Source organism: Parashewanella curva, from assembly GCF_003675895.1.
Taxonomy (GTDB): domain Bacteria; phylum Pseudomonadota; class Gammaproteobacteria; order Enterobacterales; family Shewanellaceae; genus Parashewanella; species Parashewanella curva.
In genome coordinates this window covers 73,841-94,944 of record NZ_ML014760.1, presented here as the reverse complement: position 1 = coordinate 94,944, position 21,104 = coordinate 73,841, and the positions used below count along the sequence as shown (strand labels likewise).

Sequence of the window (21,104 nt, the reverse complement as noted above, 5' to 3'; positions counted from 1 at the left end):
GCTCAAGCAACTGATGGTTTTCCGTCAAGACTCGTCCTTCTTTCTACGCCTGATACGCTTGTCACTCTTCATTCTTTTCAGTTCCACTTACGGCTTCACCGATTAGACGGAGCGATGAGTTTCATCATTGGCTGTGACACCACGTACCTGAGTATTTAGTGACTGCTTCTTGGTACAATTGGTTCAGGCCTTCCCTTAGCTTGTACATCACTAAAGTACTATGCCCTCTGCTGACTTCTTAGTCTCCCTCGATTTACATCACTGAAAACCTAGTCCTTATGGACAGAGATTAAGATCTCCCGAGGTAAGACGTTGCTCTTTCACGTAGTCATGCCTGATTTACTGTTATGCACTTCTTGTCGAGACATTGGACTATTCTATCTAAGGCTAGGTTATCCAAGTCATAACAGCCTACTATCAGGTTTCTGTTCGTCACAGCTACGTTTTGCCATTTGCTTCCTTCAGATTTCACCTCACGATGAACACCCTTGCATAGGCTAACGGTTCCCGCTCGACTGAGCCCGTAGAGGACTTTCACCTCCTAGAACAACGCCATGCTCGGCGCACCTTATCTGTTTACCTTGATCCCCAAGGAAAACAAAGCAGAAGAGATGACGCTGTATATTGAACTAATACAGCAACGACAGGCAGCCTCTCAGCTACGATTGGCGAATAATTGATAATGATTTATTGAATCAAGCGTATGTCCAGAATAAACAAAACGGTGTTTATCCTTCTTACAATGATTTAAACTGAACAGAATTAAGTATAAATTGTCGGCACCTTTGAACAATTGAAACAGAGGTGACAATAAACCGATAAATACCTCAATGGCATCAAGTGAGTCCCAGCTTTATGACTAACACCAATGAAATGATCAAATATGCAGAGCAAAAATGTAAAAAAAGCAATGCAAAGCTAACCCCTAAAAGAAAGCAAGTGCTTACTGGTTTGATCAATTCAAACAAAGCCATTTCAGCCTACGAATTAGCGGATTATTGTAATCAGTACTTTGATGACAAGTTTCCGATCATGACCATTTATCGGATCTTGGAGTTTTTAGAGGAAGAATCATTAGTACACAAGTTACAAACCAGCAATAAATATGTGGCCTGCGCTCATATAGCGTGTGACCACGAACATTTAGTGCCTCAGTTTTTAATCTGTCACGAATGCCAGAAAGTCAAAGAAATTCACATCAATAAGAATATCGTCAATGAGCTTAATGATAATGTCGAACAGGCAGGGTTTAGCATGATCAGTCCACAACTTGAAATCAACTGCTTATGCAGTGACTGTAAACCACTGCAATAGCCAAAAATTAACTATGATGAAATCTCGCTTTTAGGCGCGAATTTTTTTACCACTTTACCCGATACCGCCCACACCAATACGCCACTCCATGCGATAACTGAAAAACCCGCTGGAACACACGCCAGCAAAATAAGCTTGAAGTGTTTGCGATTAAAAATAAGCGCAAGCATGGCGGGTAAAAACCAAAGCACTAATACTGCTATAGATACCCCGATGATCAGTGCATAATTATCACTATTAAAAATCTGGTTAAATAATTCCATTTATTATCCTTAAAAGTTCTTTTGTTTGAAATGATTCATGGCCTGATAGAGATGCTCGGTGATCCCTGATTTATAGTGTTCGTAAATTTCAATCGTCACTTGATCGCTTTTCAATAAATCCATCACATGTTGGTAAAGTTCAACGTCTAAACCTTTAAATTCATCGCCCATGGTTTTTTCGAACATTTGCTCTGTCATCTGATAGTGCTGCTTAACCATCAACTGTACTTCTTGGGAATCTACGGGTTTATCCATCACAGCAATAAAGCCTTGCATCCACCTCTCGACATCTTGATAAAGCGCTTTATTTTCCGCTTTAGACAGTTTCGAAAGCCTTTGATACATCACTGACATTTTTTCATCGCCCGCTTTTTCATTCATCATGTCTTTCCAGCGCTGGGCTTTTTCTTTAGGTATCCCTGAAAAATAAATCTCATAGTTTTCACGCCCCTCTAATACCGCAAGGGTGTCGTTCAAACTGCTGAGCATAGACTGACTCTCAGTTATTCGTTTTTGTAAGAGATCTTGCTGCTGTTTTAATACTGAAATCAGTTCATAATCTTCAGCAGACAAAACATTGGTGATATCAACAAGGCTAAAGCCCAGTTCACGATAGATAAGAATTTGTTGAAGTTTGGCGAGATCGTGCTGATTGTATTCACGGTAACCATTGGCGCTATTGCGCTTAGCTTGCAACAGACCAATTTCATCATAATGATGTAAGGTTCTGACGCTGACTCCAGCCAATTTGCTCAATTGACTGACATTATAAATAACTCTTTGATTCAACACCTTATCCACCCATCTCATTCCTGATATGAGCTATATCATCAGCTATAACGTAGGGTGAGAGTCAAGAGGTTTTATGAATAAATTGACATTCAATCTAAGGCATAGTGAATCAATAAGAATGGTATAACGTTTCTTTGTTAGTCATCATCACAGCAATCCCCCCAACAGCAACACAAAAAACAGCTAATGATCTCTTTTATACTACAACCCTTTTGGTTTTGGGGTGAATGTTTCGAATCTTTGCAATGGTATATTGGACTTCTTTCGCTAAACTGCACAGAGTCTTCCTGTGCTGGTGGGGGTGTTTGATTCTGGAGCGCTGCGTTGCTCCGCACTTTCTCTATGGCTTCTTTTGTAGCAACTGCCGCGGCTCCAGCCATTCCGACTCCTGTTGACATACTATTCACCCATCGCTAAAAAATTTATGGGTAATATATACTTATGCCCTCAGTATGCGCATTAAATCAAGATTAATCTTTATACATATTTTTAATCAACAACGAAAAATCCAGTATGTTGTTAACTTGAGTATACCTCACAAAAAAAGAGGCTATCACAGCCTCTTCTTGTAAGATTAGGGTAGAGTTTTACCACTCTAGCACAAAATTTTTCAGCGAAATCTTAGGGCCTGTTGATCTTTCGAGCTTATTTTTGCAGCGATAAATTGGTTACCTTATGCGGCGGAGTTTGTGCGGTGTAGTTATTCTACATAAACAAACGATAACGCAGCAGAAGTGACCAATTTATGCTGTCTTCGATGCTTTTGAGCACTGCCTGTTCTGTGTTGTGACCAGCTTACTTAGATGGCTAAGCTTCACTGCTCACGCCTTGAACAGAAAAGTGCTCAAATAGCACAAAATTTAAGCCTGAAAGATCAACAGGCCCTAGGTATTATTCCACCGTCACACTCTTGGCCAAATTACGTGGCTGATCCACATCGGTGCCTTTAATTAACGCCACATGATAAGACAATAACTGTAAAGGAATGGTGTAAATCAATGGTGCCATAAATTCATCACAATGTGGCACAGGGATCACCTTCATGGTGTCGTCTGATTCAAACTTGGCGTCTTTATCAGCAAAAACATACATCAAACCACCACGAGCACGCACTTCTTCAACGTTTGAGTGCAGCTTCTCAAGCAGTTCGTTATTAGGTGCAACCACAATCACTGGCATATCGGCATCAATCAGTGCCAAAGGACCGTGTTTTAGCTCACCTGAAGCATAGGCTTCTGCGTGGATATATGAGATCTCTTTAAGCTTCAGCGCGCCTTCCATCGCAATCGGGTATTGGTCGCCACGACCAAGGAACAATGAGTGATGTTTATCAGCAAAATCTTCCGCTAATTGTGCAATGCTGTCATCAAGGCTTAATGCTTGCTCAACTTTAGCTGGCAATGATAACAAACTTTGGCTGATAGCCGCTTGCATGTCATCACTCATACCGTTGTGACGACCAATAGCGGCGGTTAACATCATCAAACCCGCCAACTGAACGGTAAAGGCTTTGGTTGAAGCCACGCCAATTTCAGCGCCAGCTTTCATCATGTACGCCATGTCTGATTCACGCACTAGTGATGAACCCGGAGCATTACAAATAGTCAGCGTTGAGGTGTAACCCATTTCTTTGGCTAAACGAAGTGCTGCAAGGGTATCAGCAGTTTCACCTGATTGTGAGATGGTCACTAACAAGCTGTTTGGGAACAAGTGTGATTTACGATAACGGAACTCAGACGCAATCTCGACATTACACGATACACCTGCCCAGTCTTCTAACCAGTAGCGTGCTGCCATACCTGCGTGATAACTGGTACCACAGGCGATGATTTGCACATGCTTAACATCTTTTAAAAGCTCTGCTGCATTATCTCCAAAAGCGCTATCAAGCACTTGTTGATTGGCAATACGGCCTTCAATGGTGCGCGCTAAAGCTTGTGGCTGCTCATATATTTCTTTAAGCATATAGTGGCGATATTCGCCTTTATCGCCCGCATCATGGGTTACTTCTGATTCTTTAGCTTCACGTTCAACCGCGTTACCGTCAACATCAAAAATACGTACTTCTTGACGCGTAATTTCAGCGACATCGCCTTCTTCTAAAAAGGCAAAAGTACGAGTAACAGGAAGAAGGGCTAATTGATCAGAAGCCACAAAGTGCTCACCGAAACCATAACCAATCACTAATGGGCTACCACTACGAGCCACTACCATACGATTAGCATCGCGACGGTCAATCACTACCGTACCGTAGGCGCCTTCCAATTGCTTTACCGACGATTGAACCGCAGCTAATAAAGTGTCATGGCTTTTCAATTCATGATGAACAAGGTGACAAATAACTTCAGTATCAGTATCCGATAAAAACTCATAGCCAAGGCTTCTGAGCTTTTCACGTAATTCATTGTGATTTTCGATAATGCCGTTATGCACAACCGCAATATCATCATTAGAAATATGCGGGTGGGCATTACGCTCACTAGGTTCTCCATGCGTTGCCCAACGAGTATGTGCGATTCCCGTACCACCCGCCACTGGTGCTTTATTTAGCGCATCAGCCAATTCTTGCACTTTCCCTAAGCGACGAGTACGCGATAAAGAATCACCGTCAATAACCGCAACGCCGGCTGAATCATAGCCTCGGTATTCTAAGCGGCGAAGTCCTTCCACCAAAATGTCTGCGACATCACGTTGTGCGACAGCACCTACGATTCCACACATATGTTTTTCCTTTGTTATTTCTGAGCGGATGCAACCAAAACTTGCACCCCTTGAGATTGAATTTGTTCGATGGTTTCATGAGTTATACCATCATCGGTCACCAAAATATCAATGATGCCCCATGACAGCTCAACGTTAGGTATACGGCGACCTAATTTATTGGATTCCATCACCACCACCACTTGACGAGCCATTTCTGCCATCACATTACTGAGGCCTGTCAGTTCGTTAAAAGTGGTTGTGCCTCGTGCTAAATCTACGCCATCAGCCCCAATAAAAAGCTGATCAAAGTCGTAAGAACGTAATACTTGCTCGGCGACTTGTCCTTGAAATGATCCAGAATGAGGATCCCAAGTTCCACCGGTCATCAATAATGTCGGCTCGTTTTCTAACTCATGGATAGCATTGGCAAGCTTAAGTGAGTTGGTCATCACCACCAGCCCAGTTTTATCATTTAGGTTAGGGATCATACCAATGGTGGTGCTTCCGCTATCAATAATGATGCGTTGATGATCACGAATAAGCTCTGCTGCTTTAGTTGCAATGGCTTGCTTGGTTTCAGAAGTGGTTTGGGTACTCACCATTTCAGAGGGAAGGGCAATCGCACCGCCATAACGACGTAGCAATAAACCGTTTTTTTCTAATTCAGCGAGATCTTTACGAATGGTAACTTCTGATGTCGAAAACTGTTTAGCTAAGGCTTCAACTTGAACTTCACCTTGTTCATTGATCAGGCTAACAATGGTATGGCGACGTTGTTGAGTGTTGCGTCTATTCACAGATGAAACCAATAACTTACGAAACGAAAGATAATTATACTAGTAAAGATCAAAAAAGCGACTTTTTTTAATAAAAAAGCAATAAAGTTTCGTTTCAAAAGTTAAGGGTATAGGAAGAAAAACACATTATTGAGGGGAGGAGCGATGCATCAGTGCATCGCTATTCCAATAAAGAATCGGTTATTGACCCGTTCGATGTATACCAATTGAGAAGCTTCTTTACCTGTATAAGGGTTTATAGATTGATACTCTAACCAACCTCTGCCATTGTTTCTGGCTATTTTTACCATTTCCCGCACCATGTATATCCTATTAGGATCTCGAAGCTTCCAGCCATTAACCCCATTAAGTTGAGCTATCGGATGAGCAAGAAAATTGCCTCGATAATCAATAGCGAACATATGATAGTTCGGATCTGAGAATTTTTTGGCTTTTAACGCCTGAAAATAGGCTTCTCTGCCATTGCTTTTTATATAAGCTTTAGCTCGCTTTATATTTTGTTTCGCAAAGTGCCAAGAGTGAACAAAGCCCTGTGAATTGTCTGTTTCTATTGAAAGTACAGGAGCACTTAATAGTAAGGCTAGCGTAAACGCCACCAGCATTATTGACCATTTTTTCATCTAACATCCTTTTACGACTTAATCTATAGATGTTAAGAAAGTATAGTGAACTCTAGGTATTGTGCTTGGGATTCAGAGTTAGATAAAATAACCTGAGCTCTGTATAAGCAAACCTCTACAGCACAGCTACTTATGCGTATTTCTTCGTTAGAACAGCCCGAAATAGACTGGCTATTACGAACTGTTCAGCCTTGAACTACACAAAATTAGCCGCACTGTAGATTGAATTTATATTTTATTTGTAAAATAAAAACAGTACTGATTTCTTTATAAAGAGCTCAGGTTAAATAGATAAATTTTCACTTTTTCTATACTACATTTAGTAGTGAATTCGACTAACTGGAACTCATTTTAACCTATGGAAGGCAAAGTTAACGCTTCTTCTCCACCAAGTTCGACGCTATCTGAATGGAAAGTTTTATCGACTGATAGTTCTAATAAAAACATCTCAATCGAAATAAGTCTTCAAAGCGGTGAAACAAGAACCTATCAGTTGAAAGCAACTGATATTTCTGCTTTTTTTAGTGATTATATAGATAAAATGGAAGAACAGGCACTTAAAGGGTTCTGTAGCAACATAGAAAGTACGCCACCATTGTATTCTTTGAAGCCTAATGAGAACTCAACCCCCTACCTAAATGGCTTGGTATTTCATGAACAAAAGCTGTACCAATCAATTTTAAAAGCACAGCAACAAAAATTTCCCACAAACAATAACATTGACACAGAGCAAATCAAACAAACCGCTAAAAAACTAGCATTAATCACTTTATTAGCTGAGCATATAGGCATACAACATCCTAGCCAAAAACGACAAATCCAAGCTCTGGCTAATGGACTACACACATTAGCTCACTTAAACATCCCTAGTCATCTTCCCGGACTTTATCAAATCAGTACTGAACTTGGTTTGGTATTAATGATTGCTGAATATGGAGAAACTCAGGTTTATAAGGTGCTAGGCGATGGTGCTGAGAGCAAGTTTTTCAATATTGCTCGCCTGTTTATGAAAGAACAATTGAATTTGTTCCATCCATTTGGAGAGGATCATGCCCTTGAATTATACGATTGTTTTACAGGTGTTTTTGAATGCGCAACAGATATGGGGGCAGGTAGAGGTTTACAGCAAGTATCGCTACAAAAAGCAGGGATGGATGACGTTCTCGCCTGTGATATTGCCCCCTCTCTTATGCCATGGCCAGATGCTAACGTTGAACAAGCGACAGTGGCTACACAATTAAAAATGCATGATACGACAGATCGCCTTTACCTTTGCAGTCAACCTGAACCCGATATGCTCCAAGAATTCATAGAGTCCAATAAATCTTTTTTTGTTTATTTTTCAGGAAATTGCCAGATTTATGCTAAACGTAATGACCAAAACATTCATGCAAGATTATTGAACTTTAAACATTATCCTATTCACCATCCTTTCTCAGCACCATGTTTAGTAGGGTTTAACATGACTAAAGGAGATTTTGCTTTAAAATTAAGCGAGCTGCCTCCTCAATATGTGCTGCCCGCCGATGCAAAAATGCCGTCAACCAATCTTATTGGGGAGTGGTATAAAGCTCCTCCCCAAAACTAGTAGGTTTTACAATCGACAACATATTACTTTGTTATTCATAGCGCAGCTATCATTGAAGGAAGTGCGCTAACCACTTTATACGCAATGTTGGCAACGGTTATCCAAGTTACAGATGTTACCACCAAACCACAAGGTTCTGAGATAGAACTGATCTTATCGCGTCACATTATGATCCAACATGGCGGCGATTTGGGTTACATCAATAATCCCGATAAAGGCGCTTGTTTTCGATTGACCTTTGGTTAACACTCAACCCCAACTGAACACGTTACCTAACTTACTTTTGTTCGATGTGTTTCGTTAATTCAGCTTGCACACTATCTTTATTGTGATTTTTATCTTTATCTAATGAGGTAACGGCTTTATGACCGGTAATGTCTTCGGCAATATGCAGCCAATCAGGGTGCCAATAATAATGGCTTCCTCCGATGCTTTGCCAATTATGTACACCACTTTCAATTTCACCGTTATACACAATATTAAATTTTGACTTCGTCATGCTAGCTCCAAGCAATGTGTTGTACCAACAATATAAGCAAGTGTATAGAAAAAAGGTGTGAGTAAGATCAAAACCCCGCAACGGGTGCGGGGGATAAAAGCCGGGTTACTTTCTCTTGGTTGGGCGCTGCCAGCCTGACAAGTTACGCTGTTTGCTTCGTGCTACGGCTAATTGTTCATCTTCCACTTTAGCAGTAATCACCGAGCCAGCTCCAACTGTTGCCATGTTGCCAATTTCAGCCGGTGCCACCAGCGAAGAATTTGAACCAATGAAAGCACCATCACCAATGATGGTTTTAAACTTATTCACGCCATCATAGTTACAAGTAATAGTTCCGGCACCTATATTGGCTTTTTCACCCACTTCGGTATCACCAAGATAGGTTAAGTGGCCCGCTTTAGAACCTTTGCCTAAGATGGATTTTTTCATCTCCACAAAGTTGCCAACATGGGCATCTTGCTTAAGTTCCGCTCCCGGGCGTAATCGGGCAAAAGGACCAGCACTGGCATCTTCACCCACAATGGCATTTTCAATAATAGAGTACGGCTTAATAACCGCATTATCGGCAATGCTACTGTTGATGATGATTGCACCGGCACCAATGGTGACGTTATTACCAAGGGTAACCTCACCTTCAAAGACGGTATTCACATCAATCATCACATCCATGCCGACTTTAACCGTGCCACGAATATCGATACGACTAGGATCACGAAGGTTTGCCCCCTCAAGCATCAGCTTTTCCGCCTGACGAGCTTGATAAGCGCGCTCTAATTGCGCCAGTTGCACTCGATTGTTCGCACCTTCCACTTCAATCGCCGACTCAGGATGCGCAGTAGCAATATCAATGCCTTCAGCGTGCGCCATCGCAATCACATCGGTCAGGTAATATTCACCCTGAGCATTGTCTGATGATAACTGAGATAACCAAGTTTTTAATTGCTTACCTGGAAGTGCCATAATGCCAGTATTGACTTCACTGATGGCAAGTTGCTCAGCGTTCGCATCTTTTTGCTCAACAATACCCACCACTTTGCCATTGTCACGCACTATACGGCCATAACCTGTTGGGTTATCCAGTTTTACCGTAAGAATGGCTAAGCCATTGTCAGATTTAGCTTCAAGTAAAGCTTGTAAGGTTTGTGTTTGAATAAGCGGCACATCACCGTAAAGTACCAATACGGTATCCTTGTCATCAATGTGGTCATTCGCTTGTGCAACCGCATGACCTGTGCCTAATTGCTCGGCTTGCAACACCCAATTTAAACTGTCATCCGTTACGGCTACTTTTAGCTTGTCACCACCATAGCCGTACACCAAGTTAACGTTTCTCGCGTCAAGCTGGTGGGCGGTATCAATCACATGTTCAACCATAGATTGGTGAGCAATAGGGTGCAATACTTTTGGCAAATCGGAACGCATCCGAGTTCCTTTGCCGGCAGCAAGAATAACAACATTGAGAGCCATGGGAATGTCCTTTAAAAAAATCTGCCGATGATTTTAACGGAATTGAATTTAAAGCGGAAAAGGAATTTGAGGGAAACGATAAAAAATCAGTAAGGTAGCTCACAGAGCCCCCTTACTTGCCCAGTGTAATGATTAGGTTTTAAGGTTCTTTAATCCATTGCTAGCTTCGGGGTGTAAATGCAATGAGCTGAAAGGCTTACCTTGTAAGCTCAACTCAGCTTCTTTTTGCTTAGCTTCCTGCTCAATTAACTCACACTCACGAATAGCAGTCACCAAGTACAATTTATGATTTTTCAATTGCTCATAGGCGGCTTTTTGATCTTCAGATATGTCATCCCCCGGATCGTTTGGCACAACCCACCTTATCATTGAAGAGTCAGTATTTGCGTAAATGCTTTCTGTTTCATTCAGCTCACGAATCAGCTCCTGAAACGCCATCCCTTCTGGGTGTTTCAATAAAAAAAAGTGAACCGCAGGAACAATATCATCAGCCGCTATTGTCCCTGTTTGCTTCCATTCTGCTTCAGGGTCATTGTTAGCCTCTCTCAACCAATCTGTAAATTCTTCGTGCTTTTCATTTACGAACTCTTTGACTTTTACATCTAGGTTTGAAGCGAAACTGTTTCCTTCTTCATCTTGAATATCCAGTAACATGTCGCTTAATTCTTCACTGTATATGACATGACCATCATAGATATAGTCAACGTACCCATCCGTTGATACATTTACTGACATTTCTTCAGCTATATAAGTTGGCAACGCAGCTTTTAATCGTACAAAAGTCTCGTATTTTCCAGCAAAAAGGGGGGATTCAAAATGAGAGTCTTGGATCCTGATGCGTTTTGGTTCATTAACTCTTTCAGTAGCTGTCTTACCAACCTCTTCATAATAAGAGTTAACTAGCGATACATAGAGTTCAGCTAATTCTTGTTTTTGGGTTGTTTGCCCTCTTAAGCTCCTAAATAAATCTTTTATTTTTTCAGTAAAACTTTGCTTTAAAAATGCTTTTTCATTTCCAGTTAGAAGACTTTGCATTTGTTTTCCACTTAAAGCATAACTTCCAGAGCCAACTCCATCTACGGGCATAATAAATACTCTTCCTTGAATATCATGTGATTAAGTGTAGAAGTTAAATCATTTATTAATAAATATATTCAGACAGATTTAATGTTTAGTACTCCCCCTATTCATTATCAATAGATAAAACTTAACTCTGATTAAGAAGCAGATACGCCATATTCAAATTCATTAAATGCCCTTTGAGTTTTGTTATTTCGTTATAAACCCTCCATTCCTCTTCTGGAGCATTATGTTCCGGAGCTGATGGATTGTCTATTTTTTCTGCTGCATCAGAAATGGCATATTCATTTAGCTGTAATTTATTGAGTAATGCTTTAACTTCAACCCCACATGGGTGTTCTGACAGGTAGTATTTGAGTGCGGGAATTAAAGAATCAGCCGAGCCATGGCGGATTAAATCATCTGCAATTTTATCTGCTTCTATACCGGGCTCATTCTCGACTAACCATTTGATAAAATCATTTCGATTGGCTTTGACATGCTGACGCAAATCTTCAGGTAGATGCTTAAATAATGCTTCGCCCCGCTCATTCTTGATATCTAACAATAAATCACCGATATTTTCGCTGTGAAAAACGCTACCATTTACAAGATAATTTACGGTGCCATTTTCAGTGATATCAACTTCAAAAAAATCCTGTAAATCTTCAGGAAGCGATTGCTGCAGCTTTATAAATGTTCCATATTTGCCCTCAAACATATCAGAAGCCAGTGATGGTACCTCCGGTGTAAATACAGACATTTCAGTTTCATCATCAAGTAAAATCTGTTTAAAGTCTGCGACAATTTGCCCAAAATGTGCTTTGTCATCACCACCTTCAGGCGTTTCAAAAAATAACCGACGAAGTATGGATTGAATTTCAACCGATACTGGTTTGTTTTGCGATGGATCTTTACTCCTTGGAGCAGACTTAACGTCTTTCAGGCCATAATTGAGTAATACCTGAGTGCTGTTTTCCAACTTATTCATAACTAAACTCTCCATGTTGTAAGGAAAGTTTAGTTAAAATTGATAATTTTGTGGCATTAAAAAAGGCGGCCTATTGGCCGCCTTTTTTCATTTACCATTGATTTATCTGGCAATGTTCTTCTTGATGGTTTCCACCACGCGAAGCTGTGCCATGGCTTTGGATAACTCCACCATAGCCGCATCAAAGTCAAAGTCTTGTCCTGCATCTGCAATCAAGGCTTCGGCACGTTTCTTGGCTTCATTCGCCGCGTCTTCATCAATTTCGTCGGCACGCAACACCACATCAGCTAATACAGCAACCGAAGTGTGTTGTACTTCTAGCATTCCGCCAGATAAGTAAAACACCTCTTCTTCACCGTCTTGCTTAACGATGCGTGCCATGCCAGGCTTGATTGTGGTCAGTAAAGGCGCGTGACCAGGTTTAATACCCAGTTCACCTTCAGTACCGGTTACCTCTAATAGTGATACCCGGCCATTGAAAATGCGCTTTTCCGCACTCACGATATCAAGATGTACTGTCATGGCTGCCATCCGATCTCCTTAAGAATTAGGCCTTGGCAAGCAAAGCCTAAACTCTATTATTACTTGTTGGCTTTTTCTACCGCTTCTTCGATAGAACCAACCATGTAGAACGCTTGCTCTGGAACGTGGTCATAGTCACCGTTTAGTAGGCCTTTGAAGCCTGCAATGGTGTCTTTCAGAGAAACGTACTTACCAGGAGAACCGGTAAAGACTTCAGCCACGAAGAATGGTTGCGATAGGAAACGCTCAATCTTACGTGCACGCGCTACGGTAGTCTTATCGTCGTCTGACAATTCATCCATACCAAGGATCGCGATGATGTCTTTTAGCTCTTTATAACGTTGCAGTACAGTTTGTACACCGCTCGCTACGTCATAGTGCTCTTGACCAACAACTTGTGGATCTAGCTGACGAGACGTTGAGTCTAGCGGGTCAACTGCTGGGTAAATACCCAAAGATGCAATTTGACGTGACAATACAACGGTCGCATCCAAGTGAGCAAACGTCGTTGCTGGTGATGGATCCGTTAAGTCATCCGCAGGTACGTATACGGCTTGTACAGAAGTAATAGAACCTGTCTTAGTCGAGGTAATACGCTCTTGAAGTACACCCATCTCTTCTGCAAGAGTTGGCTGGTAACCTACCGCTGATGGCATACGACCTAGAAGTGCAGATACCTCAGTACCGGCTAGGGTGTAACGATAGATGTTATCAACGAACAATAGTACGTCTTTACCTTCGTCACGGAACTTCTCAGCCATTGTAAGACCAGTCAATGCAACACGTAGACGGTTTCCTGGCGGCTCATTCATCTGGCCGTATACCATGGCTACTTTGTCTAGTACGCCTGACTCTTCCATCTCGTAGTAGAAGTCGTTACCTTCACGAGTACGCTCACCAACACCCGCGAATACAGATAGACCCGAGTGAGCCTTCGCGATGTTGTTGATAAGTTCCATCATGTTTACGGTTTTACCTACACCGGCACCACCGAACAGACCAACTTTACCACCTTTAGCAAACGGACATACTAAGTCGATAACTTTAATACCCGTTTCTAGAAGTTCTGTGGTGCTTGACTGATCTTCGTATGAAGGAGCGTCACGGTGGATCACGTAACGTTCTTCTTCACCGATGTCACCAGCTTCGTCCACAGGCTCACCTAATACGTTCATGATACGACCTAGTGTGGCCGAACCAACTGGAACTTCAATTGGTGATCCTGAGTTTTCAACCTCGATACCACGACGCAGACCGTCTGATGAACCCATAGCAATGGTACGAACTACACCACCACCAAGCTGCTGCTGAACTTCCAGCACCAGGCCATTACAGGCACCTTCACCAACGATTTTCAGAGCGTCATATACCTGAGGTACAGCATCTTGTGGAAACTCAACGTCCACAACCGCGCCAATTACTTGGACAACAGTACCTGTGCTCATGATTAATCCTCTAAAATTTTTTTTTACCTAGCCTAAACGGCGGCTGCACCTGACACAATTTCCGACAGCTCTTGCGTAATCGCAGCCTGACGGGCTTTGTTGTATACCAGTTGCAGATCATCAATTAGGGCACCTGCGTTATCCGTTGCCGCCTTCATCGCAACCATACGGGCCGCTTGCTCAGACGCAACGTTTTCAACAACACCTTGGTACACTTGAGATTCAACATAACGAACCAATAGTTGATCCAACAATGCTTTTGGATCTGGCTCGTAGATGTAATCCCAATGATGACCGATGTACTCGTCATCTTTTTCCGGTTTTGGCAAAGGTAGTAGCTGTTCGATCACTGGGGTTTGCGTCATGGTATTTACAAACTTGTTAAATACCACGTACAAACGATCCAATTTGCCTTCGTTGTAAGCTTGAAGCATTACGCGTACTGTTCCGATCAAGTCTTCCAACGCCGGAGCGTCACCTAGACCTGATGCGTGAGATACCACGTTACCACCAAACTTTTTGAAAAATTGCACACTACGAGAACCGATAGGACAAAAGTCCACTTCAGCCCCCTTGTCTGTCCAAGTTTTCACGTCTGCCGCAACTTTCTTAAATAAGTTAACGTTCAGACCACCACAAAGACCACGGTCGGTTGACACCACAATGTAACCAACCCGCTTGGCTTCTCTCACCTCTAAATAAGGGTGTTTGTATTCAAGAGAGCCTTGCGCGACGTGACCGATCACCTTACGCATAATATCCGCATACGGACGGCTAGCTTCCATTCGATCTTGCGCTCGGCGCATCTTACTGGCAGCAACCATCTCCATCGCGGAGGTGATCTTCTGAGTGTTTTGAACACTCCCGATCTTAGTTTTAATCTCTTTAGCGCCGGCCATCTCTACTCTCCAATCTGGACCTGAGGTGCCTTAAGACACCTCCTGTTCATTACCAGGTTTGGGTTTCAACGAACTTGTCTAGACCTGCTTTAAGACCTGCTTCGATGTCGGCATTGTAGTCGCCAGTCTCGTTGATAGTCTTAAGAAGATCAGCGTGTTCGCTGTTCATGTATGAGAGCAGAGCGGCTTCGAAGTGACCGACTTTGTTCAGCTCAACACCTTTTAGATAGCCTTTTTCAGCAGCGAAAATAGATACTGCTTGGTCAGCTACGCTCATTGGTGCGTATTGCTTTTGCTTCATTAGTTCGGTTACACGCTCACCATGCTCAAGTTGAGCACGTGTTGCATCATCTAAGTCAGATGCAAACTGAGAGAACGCTGCAAGCTCTCGATACTGTGCTAGTGCGGTACGAATACCACCAGACAGTTTCTTAATGATCTTGGTTTGCGCAGCACCACCTACACGAGATACCGAAATACCTGGGTTAACCGCTGGACGTAGGCCAGAGTTAAATAGGTCGGTTTCTAGGAAGATCTGACCATCGGTAATCGAAATTACGTTGGTTGGTACGAACGCTGATACGTCACCCGCTTGGGTTTCAATGATTGGTAGTGCGGTCAAAGAACCGGTCTTACCTTTCACTTCACCCTTAGTGAACTTCTCTACATAATCTTCGTTTACACGAGCTGCACGCTCTAGTAGACGCGAGTGTAGATAGAATACGTCACCTGGGTATGCTTCACGGCCTGGTGGACGCTTAAGCAGTAGCGAGATCTGACGGTAAGCAACAGCTTGCTTAGACAAATCATCGTATACGATCAGCGCATCTTCACCGCGGTCACGGAAGTATTCACCCATAGAACAACCAGAGTATGGTGCTAGGAACTGAAGCGCAGCCGCTTCAGAAGCCGTTGCAACTACTACGATAGTGTTTTGTAGTGCACCGTGCTCTTCCAGCTTACGTACTACGTTAGCAATAGTAGAAGCCTTTTGGCCTACCGCAACGTATACACAAGCAATGCCTGAGTCTTTCTGGTTGATGATGGCATCAATTGCCATCGCGGTTTTACCGGTTTGACGGTCACCGATGATTAGCTCACGCTGACCACGACCGATTGGGATCATTGAGTCAACGGCTTTATAACCGGTTTGTACTGGTTGAGAAACCGACTTACGGTCAATAACGCCTGGTGCGATTACTTCTACAGGAGAGAAGCCATCGTTATCCAGTGGACCTTTACCGTCGATTGGCTCACCTAGCGTGTTTACCACACGACCTAGTAGACCACGGCCTACCGGTACTTCTAGAATACGACCAGTCGTTTTAACTTTTACGCCCTCTGCCAATCCGGCATAAGAGCCCATCACTACGGCACCTACAGAATCACGTTCTAAGTTCAACGCGATTGCATAACGGTTGCCTGGCAATTCGATCATCTCACCTTGCATAACGTCCGCTAGGCCGTTAATGCGAATGATACCGTCACTTACTGCAACGATAGTACCTTCGTTGCGTGCTTCACTGACGACTTCGAACTGCTCGATCCGCTGTTTAATCAGATCGCTGATTTCAGTGGAATTCAGTTGCATGCTCAAACTCCCAATTACGACAGCAAGTCATCGGTCAGACGCGATAATTTACCGCGAACAGAACCATCAATGACAAGGTCGCCTGCTTTGATGATGACACCAGCGACTAAGCTAGCATCAATGCTGCAATTCAGCTTTACTTTGCGTGCTAGACGCTGTTCTAGTTGCTTGCTGATTTGTTCAAGTTTTTCTTGGCTTAATTCAGTTGCAGAAACCACTTCAGCTTCTACTTCCTTCGCCCAAGCATTACGAAACTCAACAAAAAGTTCAGCAACAGCAGGTAGAACTTCTAAGCGTCCGTTTTCAGCCATTACTTTGATCAGGTTTTGACCATGAGCATTAAGCTGGTCGCCACAAATACCATTAAAAAATTCCGCCAACTTTTGAGGGGCTAAAGAGCCTTTCAATGTTGGAGCAACTTCTTTGTGGTTTGCGACCAGTGCTGCAAACTCAAGCATTTCTGCCCAAGATTCAACGGCACTTTGCTCAACCGCATAATCAAACGCTGCCTTTGCGTAAGGGCGAGCAATGGTGGTTAACTCAGCCATAACTCCACTCCCTTATCAAATTTCAGCAACCAGTTTTTCAACAATGTCACTGTGCGCGTCTGGATCAATTGAACGTTCAAGGATTTTTTCAGCACCTTGAATGGCTAGAGAAGCAACTTGCTTACGCAGTTCTTCTTTTACGCGATTACGTTCGGCTTCAATTTCTGCGTGACCCTGAGCAATGATTTTTGCACGCTCAGCATCAGCCTCAGCTTTAGCTTCATCAACGATTTGAGCTTTACGCTTGTTAGCGGACTCAATAATTTCGTTTGCACTAGCTTTGGCTTCTTTTAGTTGGTCAGTGGCTTTCGCTTGAGCCAACTCTAAATCTTTTGCGGCGCGATCCGCATCAGCTAGACCGTCAGCTATCTTCTTCTGGCGCTCTTCAATTGCAGCTAGAAGAGGTGGCCATACATACTTCATGCAGAACCACACGAAGATTGCAAATGCTAACGTCTGCCATAATAGAGTGATGCCGATATTCACAACAGCCTCCTAATTAGAGTTAAGACAGAAGCGTGTGTTACAGCATGCCACCTAATGGGTTGGTGAACAGCATGAACAATGCAATACCCACACCGATCATAGTTACGGCGTCAAGTAGACCCGCTACGATGAACATCTTAACTTGAAGCATAGGAGCCATTTCTGGTTGACGAGCAGCGCCTTCCAAGAACTTACCACCTAATAGGCCGAAACCGATTGCAGTACCTAATGCACCCATACCAATCAGTAGAGCAACAGCGATTGCTGTCATACCTAAAATCGTTTCCATCTTTATCTCCGATTCTAAATCTAATTTAGTTGTTTGATTTAGTTAAAAATTTCTTCAGCAATCCTTAATGATCTTCATGTGCCATGCTTAAGTAAACAATGGTCAACATCATGAAGATAAACGCCTGCAGGGTAATAACTAAGATATGGAAGATTAACCAACCTAAGTGTAAAGTCACACCTAGAGCGGATAGAGCCAAGTTAGTACCGTACATCAGCGCAATAAGGATGAAGATCAACTCACCCGCGTACAAGTTACCGAACAAACGCAAAGCCAATGAAATTGGTTTAGCGATGAGTGTTACGGATTCTAGCAGGAGGTTGACTGGTATCATTGCCTTATGGTTAAAAGGCTGTAGTGTCAGTTCTTTTGCAAAGCCTGATACACCTTTGACCTTAATGCTGTAATAAATAATCAGCAAGAACACACCTAAAGCTAAACTGAAGGTAATGTTAAGATCCGTTGAAGGTACCACTTTCAAATATGGAACACCCATTGCCATAGCTAACTCAGGTAGCCAGTCAACAGGAATCATATCCATGAAGTTCATCAGGAAGATCCATACGAAAATGGTTAACGCAAGAGGTGCAATCAGAGCATTTTTACCGTGGAAGGTCTCTTTAACACTGTTGTCGACAAACTCAACAATCATTTCTACAAAGCATTGAAGCTTTCCAGGAACGCCTGTTGTCGCTTTTTTGGCAACACTGCGGAACACCCACAAGAAAAGAACACCCAAACCTACCGAAAAGAACAATGAATCAACGTGCCACGTCCAAATCCCCTCACCAGCGGTTAAATTGGTAAGGTGATGTTGGATATAGCCCTGCGGTGTTAGCGCTTCACCAGATGCAGCCATGATTCATCCCACTTAACTTTGCTTGAAGTATAAAGGTGCCGTCCAATGCACCATCAACGCTAATAAATAACCGACAAATACCGGCATAAAACCGAATTTGAACACACTAAATATCAACGAGAATAACGCTATTGTCAGCAGCAACTTTACCGCTTCCCCCCAGTAAAAGCTTTTTAAGACTTTATCTGCTTGGCTTGCTCCCGAACGAGAGAAAGCAAGGGTTGCGAACACAAAATTAGGAACTACAGCAACAAGGCCCCCCGCAAAAGCGGCGATCCCGTATTGTAATTCCCATACGATAGAGAAGATGATAAAACTGACGACAGACACCACAGCTTGAGCCAAAACCAATTTATAGGCGGCACTACGGCCACGACGAGCTAAAATCGCAGTCAAATTACCCTCTCCATTTCCATACTTTTTTTATCGATATTGCCAATGAATTTTTTATTCAAGGCGATTCAGACAAAAAAGCTGGCGAAAGTATACCGGAGTGGGGTTTCAATGCAACTTTGTAAACACGAAAATAACGGGTTTGCAATCAGAACAGTGGTAAATAGGCTGTCAGATCACATTAACAATTTGATGGAAGGTGATGTAGTAAGTGTAAACAAATGAATAACTAGTCGTTTATGTCCGCTTATAAACGACTAGTTATTATGATATTAATGAATTTTACTTAAGATGCCGTCAAGCTCTGACAAATCTTGATAATTAATAACAATTTTACCTTTGCCTTTACTGTTATGACTGATTGCCACTTTCGCTCCCAATCGTTCAATCAGCTGTGCTTCTAGGCGTTCAATATCATTGTCTTTTTGTTTGGCTTTTTGTTCTTTTTCTGGGCTTAAGGCTTTATTCACTAAGCGCTCGGTATCGCGAACGGTTAAATCTTTAGATACCACTTGTCGAGCTAACGTGGTTTGCAACTCCCCCTCAACCGCCAATAGCGCGCGAGCATGACCCATATCTAAATCACCGTGCTCTAATAAACGTTTAACAGGATCAGTTAACCCGTTTAAGCGTAATAAATTAGTCACAGTTGTACGAGATTTACCAACAGCGTCGGCTACTTGTTGGTGAGTTAATTCAAATTCATTCAATAAGCGTTCAAGAGCAATGGCTTCTTCCATGGCATTGAGATCTTCACGCTGAATGTTTTCAATTAGGGCAATGGCAACCGCAGATTCGTCTGGCACTTGTTTAACAATGCAAGGGACTTTTTCAAGTTCGGCTTGCATCGATGCACGCCAACGACGCTCACCTGCAATAATTTCATATTTTCCACTTTCGAGCTTACGTACCACAATCGGCTGGATCACGCCTTGAACACGGATGGATTCGGCCAATTCATCAAGGGCATCTGGAGACATGTCTTTACGTGGTTGGTATTTTCCCGGTGTGAGTAAATCAACATCAAGACGCATCAATTCATTATGACCTGGAACAACTTGAGTCTGAGCTTCTGTTTTTTGCTCCGCTTCTGTTTGCGCTTGCTCCAACTTTTGTTGAGATACTCTGCTGGTACTCAGTAAGGCATCCAGTCCTTTACCTAATCCACGTTTTTTCACTGTCATTTTGTTTCCTTAAGCCGTCGCTTTTTGCTCACTACGGCGAATGATCTCACCTGCCAATGCTAAGTAAGCTTTAGCACCTGCACTAGATTTGTCGTAATACATAGCTGGCGCACCAAAACTTGGTGCTTCAGCTAAACGCACGTTTCTTGGGATCACAGTCCGATATACTTTATCACCAAAGTGTTGTTTCAACTGATCAGACACATCATTAGCTAATCGATTACGGGGATCGTACATGGTGCGTAAAATCCCTTCAATGCCCAAGCCCGGGTTTACCATCGCCGCTAACTTACTAATGGTATCCATCAATGCCGTTAACCCCTCAAGCGCATAATATTCACACTGCATTGGTACCAATACGCTATCGGCTGCAGACATGGCATTAACAGTTAACATGTTCAATGACGGTGGACAGTCGATAAAAATAAAATCGTAGTCATCTTTAACTGGCGCTAATGCATTTTTTAACCGCACCTCTCGAGCAAAAAACTCCATTAACTTAATTTCGGCCGCCGTAACATCACCATTTGCGGCGATCAGATCGTACTTACCACTTGAATTAACTACAACTTCTTTAAATGGCGTTTCATCTACCAACAAATCATAAGCCGTGCGTTTCACGTCGTACTTATCGATACCGCTACCCATGGTGGCATTGCCTTGAGGGTCAAGATCGATTAACAGTACTTTGCGTTTAGTGGCCGCCAATGACGCCGCTAAATTCACACAAGTGGTTGTCTTTCCTACGCCACCTTTTTGGTTCGCTACAGCAATAATTTTTGCCACATTCCTGTC

At 42.7% G+C, this 21,104-nt stretch carries 23 protein-coding genes; 3 read left to right on the top strand and 20 right to left on the bottom strand.

The annotated features are described in order from the left end of the window. The first annotated feature begins 855 nt into the window (after positions 1-855). Positions 856-1,314, top strand: a complete 459-nt coding sequence (locus D5018_RS05170) for a Fur family transcriptional regulator (RefSeq protein ID WP_121837943.1) — start codon at positions 856-858, stop codon at positions 1,312-1,314. An 11-nt stretch (positions 1,315-1,325) separates the two neighbouring features. Here the strand turns inward: D5018_RS05170 and D5018_RS05165 are convergent, their stop codons facing one another. The 5 genes from D5018_RS05165 to D5018_RS05140 form a co-directional block, all read right to left on the bottom strand. Beyond that, a complete protein-coding gene (locus D5018_RS05165) occupies positions 1,326-1,577 on the bottom strand; it encodes a superinfection immunity protein (protein ID WP_121837942.1) in 252 nt (83 codons plus the stop codon). A gap of 9 nt (positions 1,578-1,586) precedes the next feature. Further along, positions 1,587-2,369, bottom strand: a complete 783-nt coding sequence (locus D5018_RS05160; protein ID WP_165905000.1) for a MerR family transcriptional regulator — start codon at positions 2,367-2,369, stop codon at positions 1,587-1,589. Between the two features lie 891 nt (positions 2,370-3,260). Further along, positions 3,261-5,090, bottom strand: coding sequence for a glutamine--fructose-6-phosphate transaminase (isomerizing) (glmS, locus tag D5018_RS05150; RefSeq protein WP_121837939.1), 1,830 nt, complete (start codon positions 5,088-5,090; stop codon positions 3,261-3,263). Between the two features lie 14 nt (positions 5,091-5,104). Further along, entirely contained in the window at positions 5,105-5,869 is a 765-nt protein-coding gene (locus tag D5018_RS05145; protein ID WP_121837938.1) for a DeoR/GlpR family DNA-binding transcription regulator, read from the bottom strand. A 149-nt stretch (positions 5,870-6,018) separates the two neighbouring features. Then, complete coding sequence (locus tag D5018_RS05140) at positions 6,019-6,489, bottom strand: cache domain-containing protein (RefSeq protein WP_121837937.1); 471 nt, start codon at positions 6,487-6,489, stop codon at positions 6,019-6,021. 358 nt (positions 6,490-6,847) lie between these two features. Here D5018_RS05140 and D5018_RS05135 point away from each other — a divergent pair, with 358 nt between their 5' ends. Next, entirely contained in the window at positions 6,848-8,077 is a 1,230-nt protein-coding gene (locus tag D5018_RS05135) for a hypothetical protein (protein WP_121837936.1), read from the top strand. Between the two features lie 84 nt (positions 8,078-8,161). Beyond that, positions 8,162-8,323: a HAMP domain-containing histidine kinase gene (locus tag D5018_RS05130; protein ID WP_121837935.1), complete on the top strand. Its 162-nt coding sequence runs from the start codon at positions 8,162-8,164 to the stop codon at positions 8,321-8,323. Between the two features lie 31 nt (positions 8,324-8,354). On the opposite strand, the gene D5018_RS05125 is transcribed toward D5018_RS05130, so the two are convergent. The 15 genes from D5018_RS05125 to D5018_RS05055 all read right to left on the bottom strand — a co-directional run bounded on the left by D5018_RS05125 (position 8,355) and on the right by D5018_RS05055 (position 21,095). Further along, the gene (locus D5018_RS05125) at positions 8,355-8,576 is read right to left on the bottom strand and encodes a hypothetical protein (RefSeq protein ID WP_121837934.1); all 222 of its coding nucleotides are present in this window, start codon (positions 8,574-8,576) and stop codon (positions 8,355-8,357) included. Positions 8,577-8,681: 105 nt separating this feature from the next. Then, positions 8,682-10,043 (bottom strand): bifunctional UDP-N-acetylglucosamine diphosphorylase/glucosamine-1-phosphate N-acetyltransferase GlmU, encoded by a 1,362-nt coding sequence (gene glmU / locus D5018_RS05120; protein ID WP_121837933.1) that lies wholly within the window; start codon positions 10,041-10,043, stop codon positions 8,682-8,684. Positions 10,044-10,175: 132 nt separating this feature from the next. After that, positions 10,176-11,129, bottom strand: coding sequence for a hypothetical protein (locus D5018_RS05115; protein ID WP_121837932.1), 954 nt, complete (start codon positions 11,127-11,129; stop codon positions 10,176-10,178). Between the two features lie 121 nt (positions 11,130-11,250). After that, positions 11,251-12,093 carry a hypothetical protein gene (locus D5018_RS05110; RefSeq protein ID WP_121837931.1) on the bottom strand — a complete coding sequence of 281 codons (843 nt, stop codon included), beginning with the start codon at positions 12,091-12,093 and terminating at the stop codon, positions 11,251-11,253. A 102-nt stretch (positions 12,094-12,195) separates the two neighbouring features. Next, positions 12,196-12,624 carry a F0F1 ATP synthase subunit epsilon gene (locus D5018_RS05105; RefSeq protein WP_121837930.1) on the bottom strand — a complete coding sequence of 143 codons (429 nt, stop codon included), beginning with the start codon at positions 12,622-12,624 and terminating at the stop codon, positions 12,196-12,198. Between the two features lie 50 nt (positions 12,625-12,674). Continuing rightward, positions 12,675-14,060 carry a F0F1 ATP synthase subunit beta gene (gene atpD / locus D5018_RS05100; protein WP_121837929.1) on the bottom strand — a complete coding sequence of 462 codons (1,386 nt, stop codon included), beginning with the start codon at positions 14,058-14,060 and terminating at the stop codon, positions 12,675-12,677. A gap of 32 nt (positions 14,061-14,092) precedes the next feature. After that, positions 14,093-14,959, bottom strand: coding sequence for a F0F1 ATP synthase subunit gamma (gene atpG / locus D5018_RS05095; RefSeq protein WP_121837928.1), 867 nt, complete (start codon positions 14,957-14,959; stop codon positions 14,093-14,095). A 49-nt stretch (positions 14,960-15,008) separates the two neighbouring features. Further along, positions 15,009-16,550, bottom strand: coding sequence for a F0F1 ATP synthase subunit alpha (gene atpA, locus D5018_RS05090; protein ID WP_121837927.1), 1,542 nt, complete (start codon positions 16,548-16,550; stop codon positions 15,009-15,011). A gap of 14 nt (positions 16,551-16,564) precedes the next feature. Next, positions 16,565-17,098, bottom strand: a complete 534-nt coding sequence (gene atpH / locus D5018_RS05085) for a F0F1 ATP synthase subunit delta (RefSeq protein ID WP_121837926.1) — start codon at positions 17,096-17,098, stop codon at positions 16,565-16,567. 15 nt (positions 17,099-17,113) lie between these two features. After that, positions 17,114-17,584: a F0F1 ATP synthase subunit B gene (gene atpF / locus D5018_RS05080; protein ID WP_121837925.1), complete on the bottom strand. Its 471-nt coding sequence runs from the start codon at positions 17,582-17,584 to the stop codon at positions 17,114-17,116. 37 nt (positions 17,585-17,621) lie between these two features. Then, positions 17,622-17,873: a F0F1 ATP synthase subunit C gene (atpE, locus tag D5018_RS05075; RefSeq protein ID WP_121837924.1), complete on the bottom strand. Its 252-nt coding sequence runs from the start codon at positions 17,871-17,873 to the stop codon at positions 17,622-17,624. Positions 17,874-17,937: 64 nt separating this feature from the next. Continuing rightward, positions 17,938-18,732, bottom strand: coding sequence for a F0F1 ATP synthase subunit A (gene atpB / locus D5018_RS05070; RefSeq protein ID WP_121837923.1), 795 nt, complete (start codon positions 18,730-18,732; stop codon positions 17,938-17,940). Positions 18,733-18,744: 12 nt separating this feature from the next. Next, a complete protein-coding gene (locus D5018_RS05065) occupies positions 18,745-19,128 on the bottom strand; it encodes an ATP synthase subunit I (protein ID WP_121837922.1) in 384 nt (127 codons plus the stop codon). A gap of 269 nt (positions 19,129-19,397) precedes the next feature. After that, positions 19,398-20,309: a ParB/RepB/Spo0J family partition protein gene (locus tag D5018_RS05060; RefSeq protein WP_121837921.1), complete on the bottom strand. Its 912-nt coding sequence runs from the start codon at positions 20,307-20,309 to the stop codon at positions 19,398-19,400. A 9-nt stretch (positions 20,310-20,318) separates the two neighbouring features. Then, positions 20,319-21,095, bottom strand: coding sequence for a ParA family protein (locus tag D5018_RS05055; protein ID WP_121837920.1), 777 nt, complete (start codon positions 21,093-21,095; stop codon positions 20,319-20,321). Positions 21,096-21,104: the final 9 nt, after the last annotated feature.

Excerpts from the sequence above, each read along its gene's own strand:
- D5018_RS05105 (WP_121837930.1), bottom strand. The coding sequence starts at position 12,624 with ATGGCAGCCATGACAGTACATCTTGATATCGTGAGTGCGGAAAAGCGC.
- D5018_RS05170 (WP_121837943.1), top strand. The coding sequence starts at position 856 with ATGACTAACACCAATGAAATGATCAAATATGCAGAGCAAAAATGTAAA.
- D5018_RS05165 (WP_121837942.1), bottom strand. The coding sequence starts at position 1,577 with ATGGAATTATTTAACCAGATTTTTAATAGTGATAATTATGCACTGATC.
- glmS (WP_121837939.1), bottom strand. The coding sequence starts at position 5,090 with ATGTGTGGAATCGTAGGTGCTGTCGCACAACGTGATGTCGCAGACATT.
- D5018_RS05140 (WP_121837937.1), bottom strand. The coding sequence starts at position 6,489 with ATGAAAAAATGGTCAATAATGCTGGTGGCGTTTACGCTAGCCTTACTA.
- atpA (WP_121837927.1), bottom strand. The coding sequence starts at position 16,550 with ATGCAACTGAATTCCACTGAAATCAGCGATCTGATTAAACAGCGGATC.
- atpG (WP_121837928.1), bottom strand. The coding sequence starts at position 14,959 with ATGGCCGGCGCTAAAGAGATTAAAACTAAGATCGGGAGTGTTCAAAAC.
- atpB (WP_121837923.1), bottom strand. The coding sequence starts at position 18,732 with ATGGCTGCATCTGGTGAAGCGCTAACACCGCAGGGCTATATCCAACAT.
- atpH (WP_121837926.1), bottom strand. The coding sequence starts at position 17,098 with ATGGCTGAGTTAACCACCATTGCTCGCCCTTACGCAAAGGCAGCGTTT.
- D5018_RS05125 (WP_121837934.1), bottom strand. The coding sequence starts at position 8,576 with ATGACGAAGTCAAAATTTAATATTGTGTATAACGGTGAAATTGAAAGT.
- atpE (WP_121837924.1), bottom strand. The coding sequence starts at position 17,873 with ATGGAAACGATTTTAGGTATGACAGCAATCGCTGTTGCTCTACTGATT.
- D5018_RS05130 (WP_121837935.1), top strand. The coding sequence starts at position 8,162 with ATGTTGGCAACGGTTATCCAAGTTACAGATGTTACCACCAAACCACAA.
- D5018_RS05135 (WP_121837936.1), top strand. The coding sequence starts at position 6,848 with ATGGAAGGCAAAGTTAACGCTTCTTCTCCACCAAGTTCGACGCTATCT.
- D5018_RS05060 (WP_121837921.1), bottom strand. The coding sequence starts at position 20,309 with ATGACAGTGAAAAAACGTGGATTAGGTAAAGGACTGGATGCCTTACTG.
- D5018_RS05115 (WP_121837932.1), bottom strand. The coding sequence starts at position 11,129 with ATGCCCGTAGATGGAGTTGGCTCTGGAAGTTATGCTTTAAGTGGAAAA.
- D5018_RS05110 (WP_121837931.1), bottom strand. The coding sequence starts at position 12,093 with ATGAATAAGTTGGAAAACAGCACTCAGGTATTACTCAATTATGGCCTG.
- atpD (WP_121837929.1), bottom strand. The coding sequence starts at position 14,060 with ATGAGCACAGGTACTGTTGTCCAAGTAATTGGCGCGGTTGTGGACGTT.
- glmU (WP_121837933.1), bottom strand. The coding sequence starts at position 10,043 with ATGGCTCTCAATGTTGTTATTCTTGCTGCCGGCAAAGGAACTCGGATG.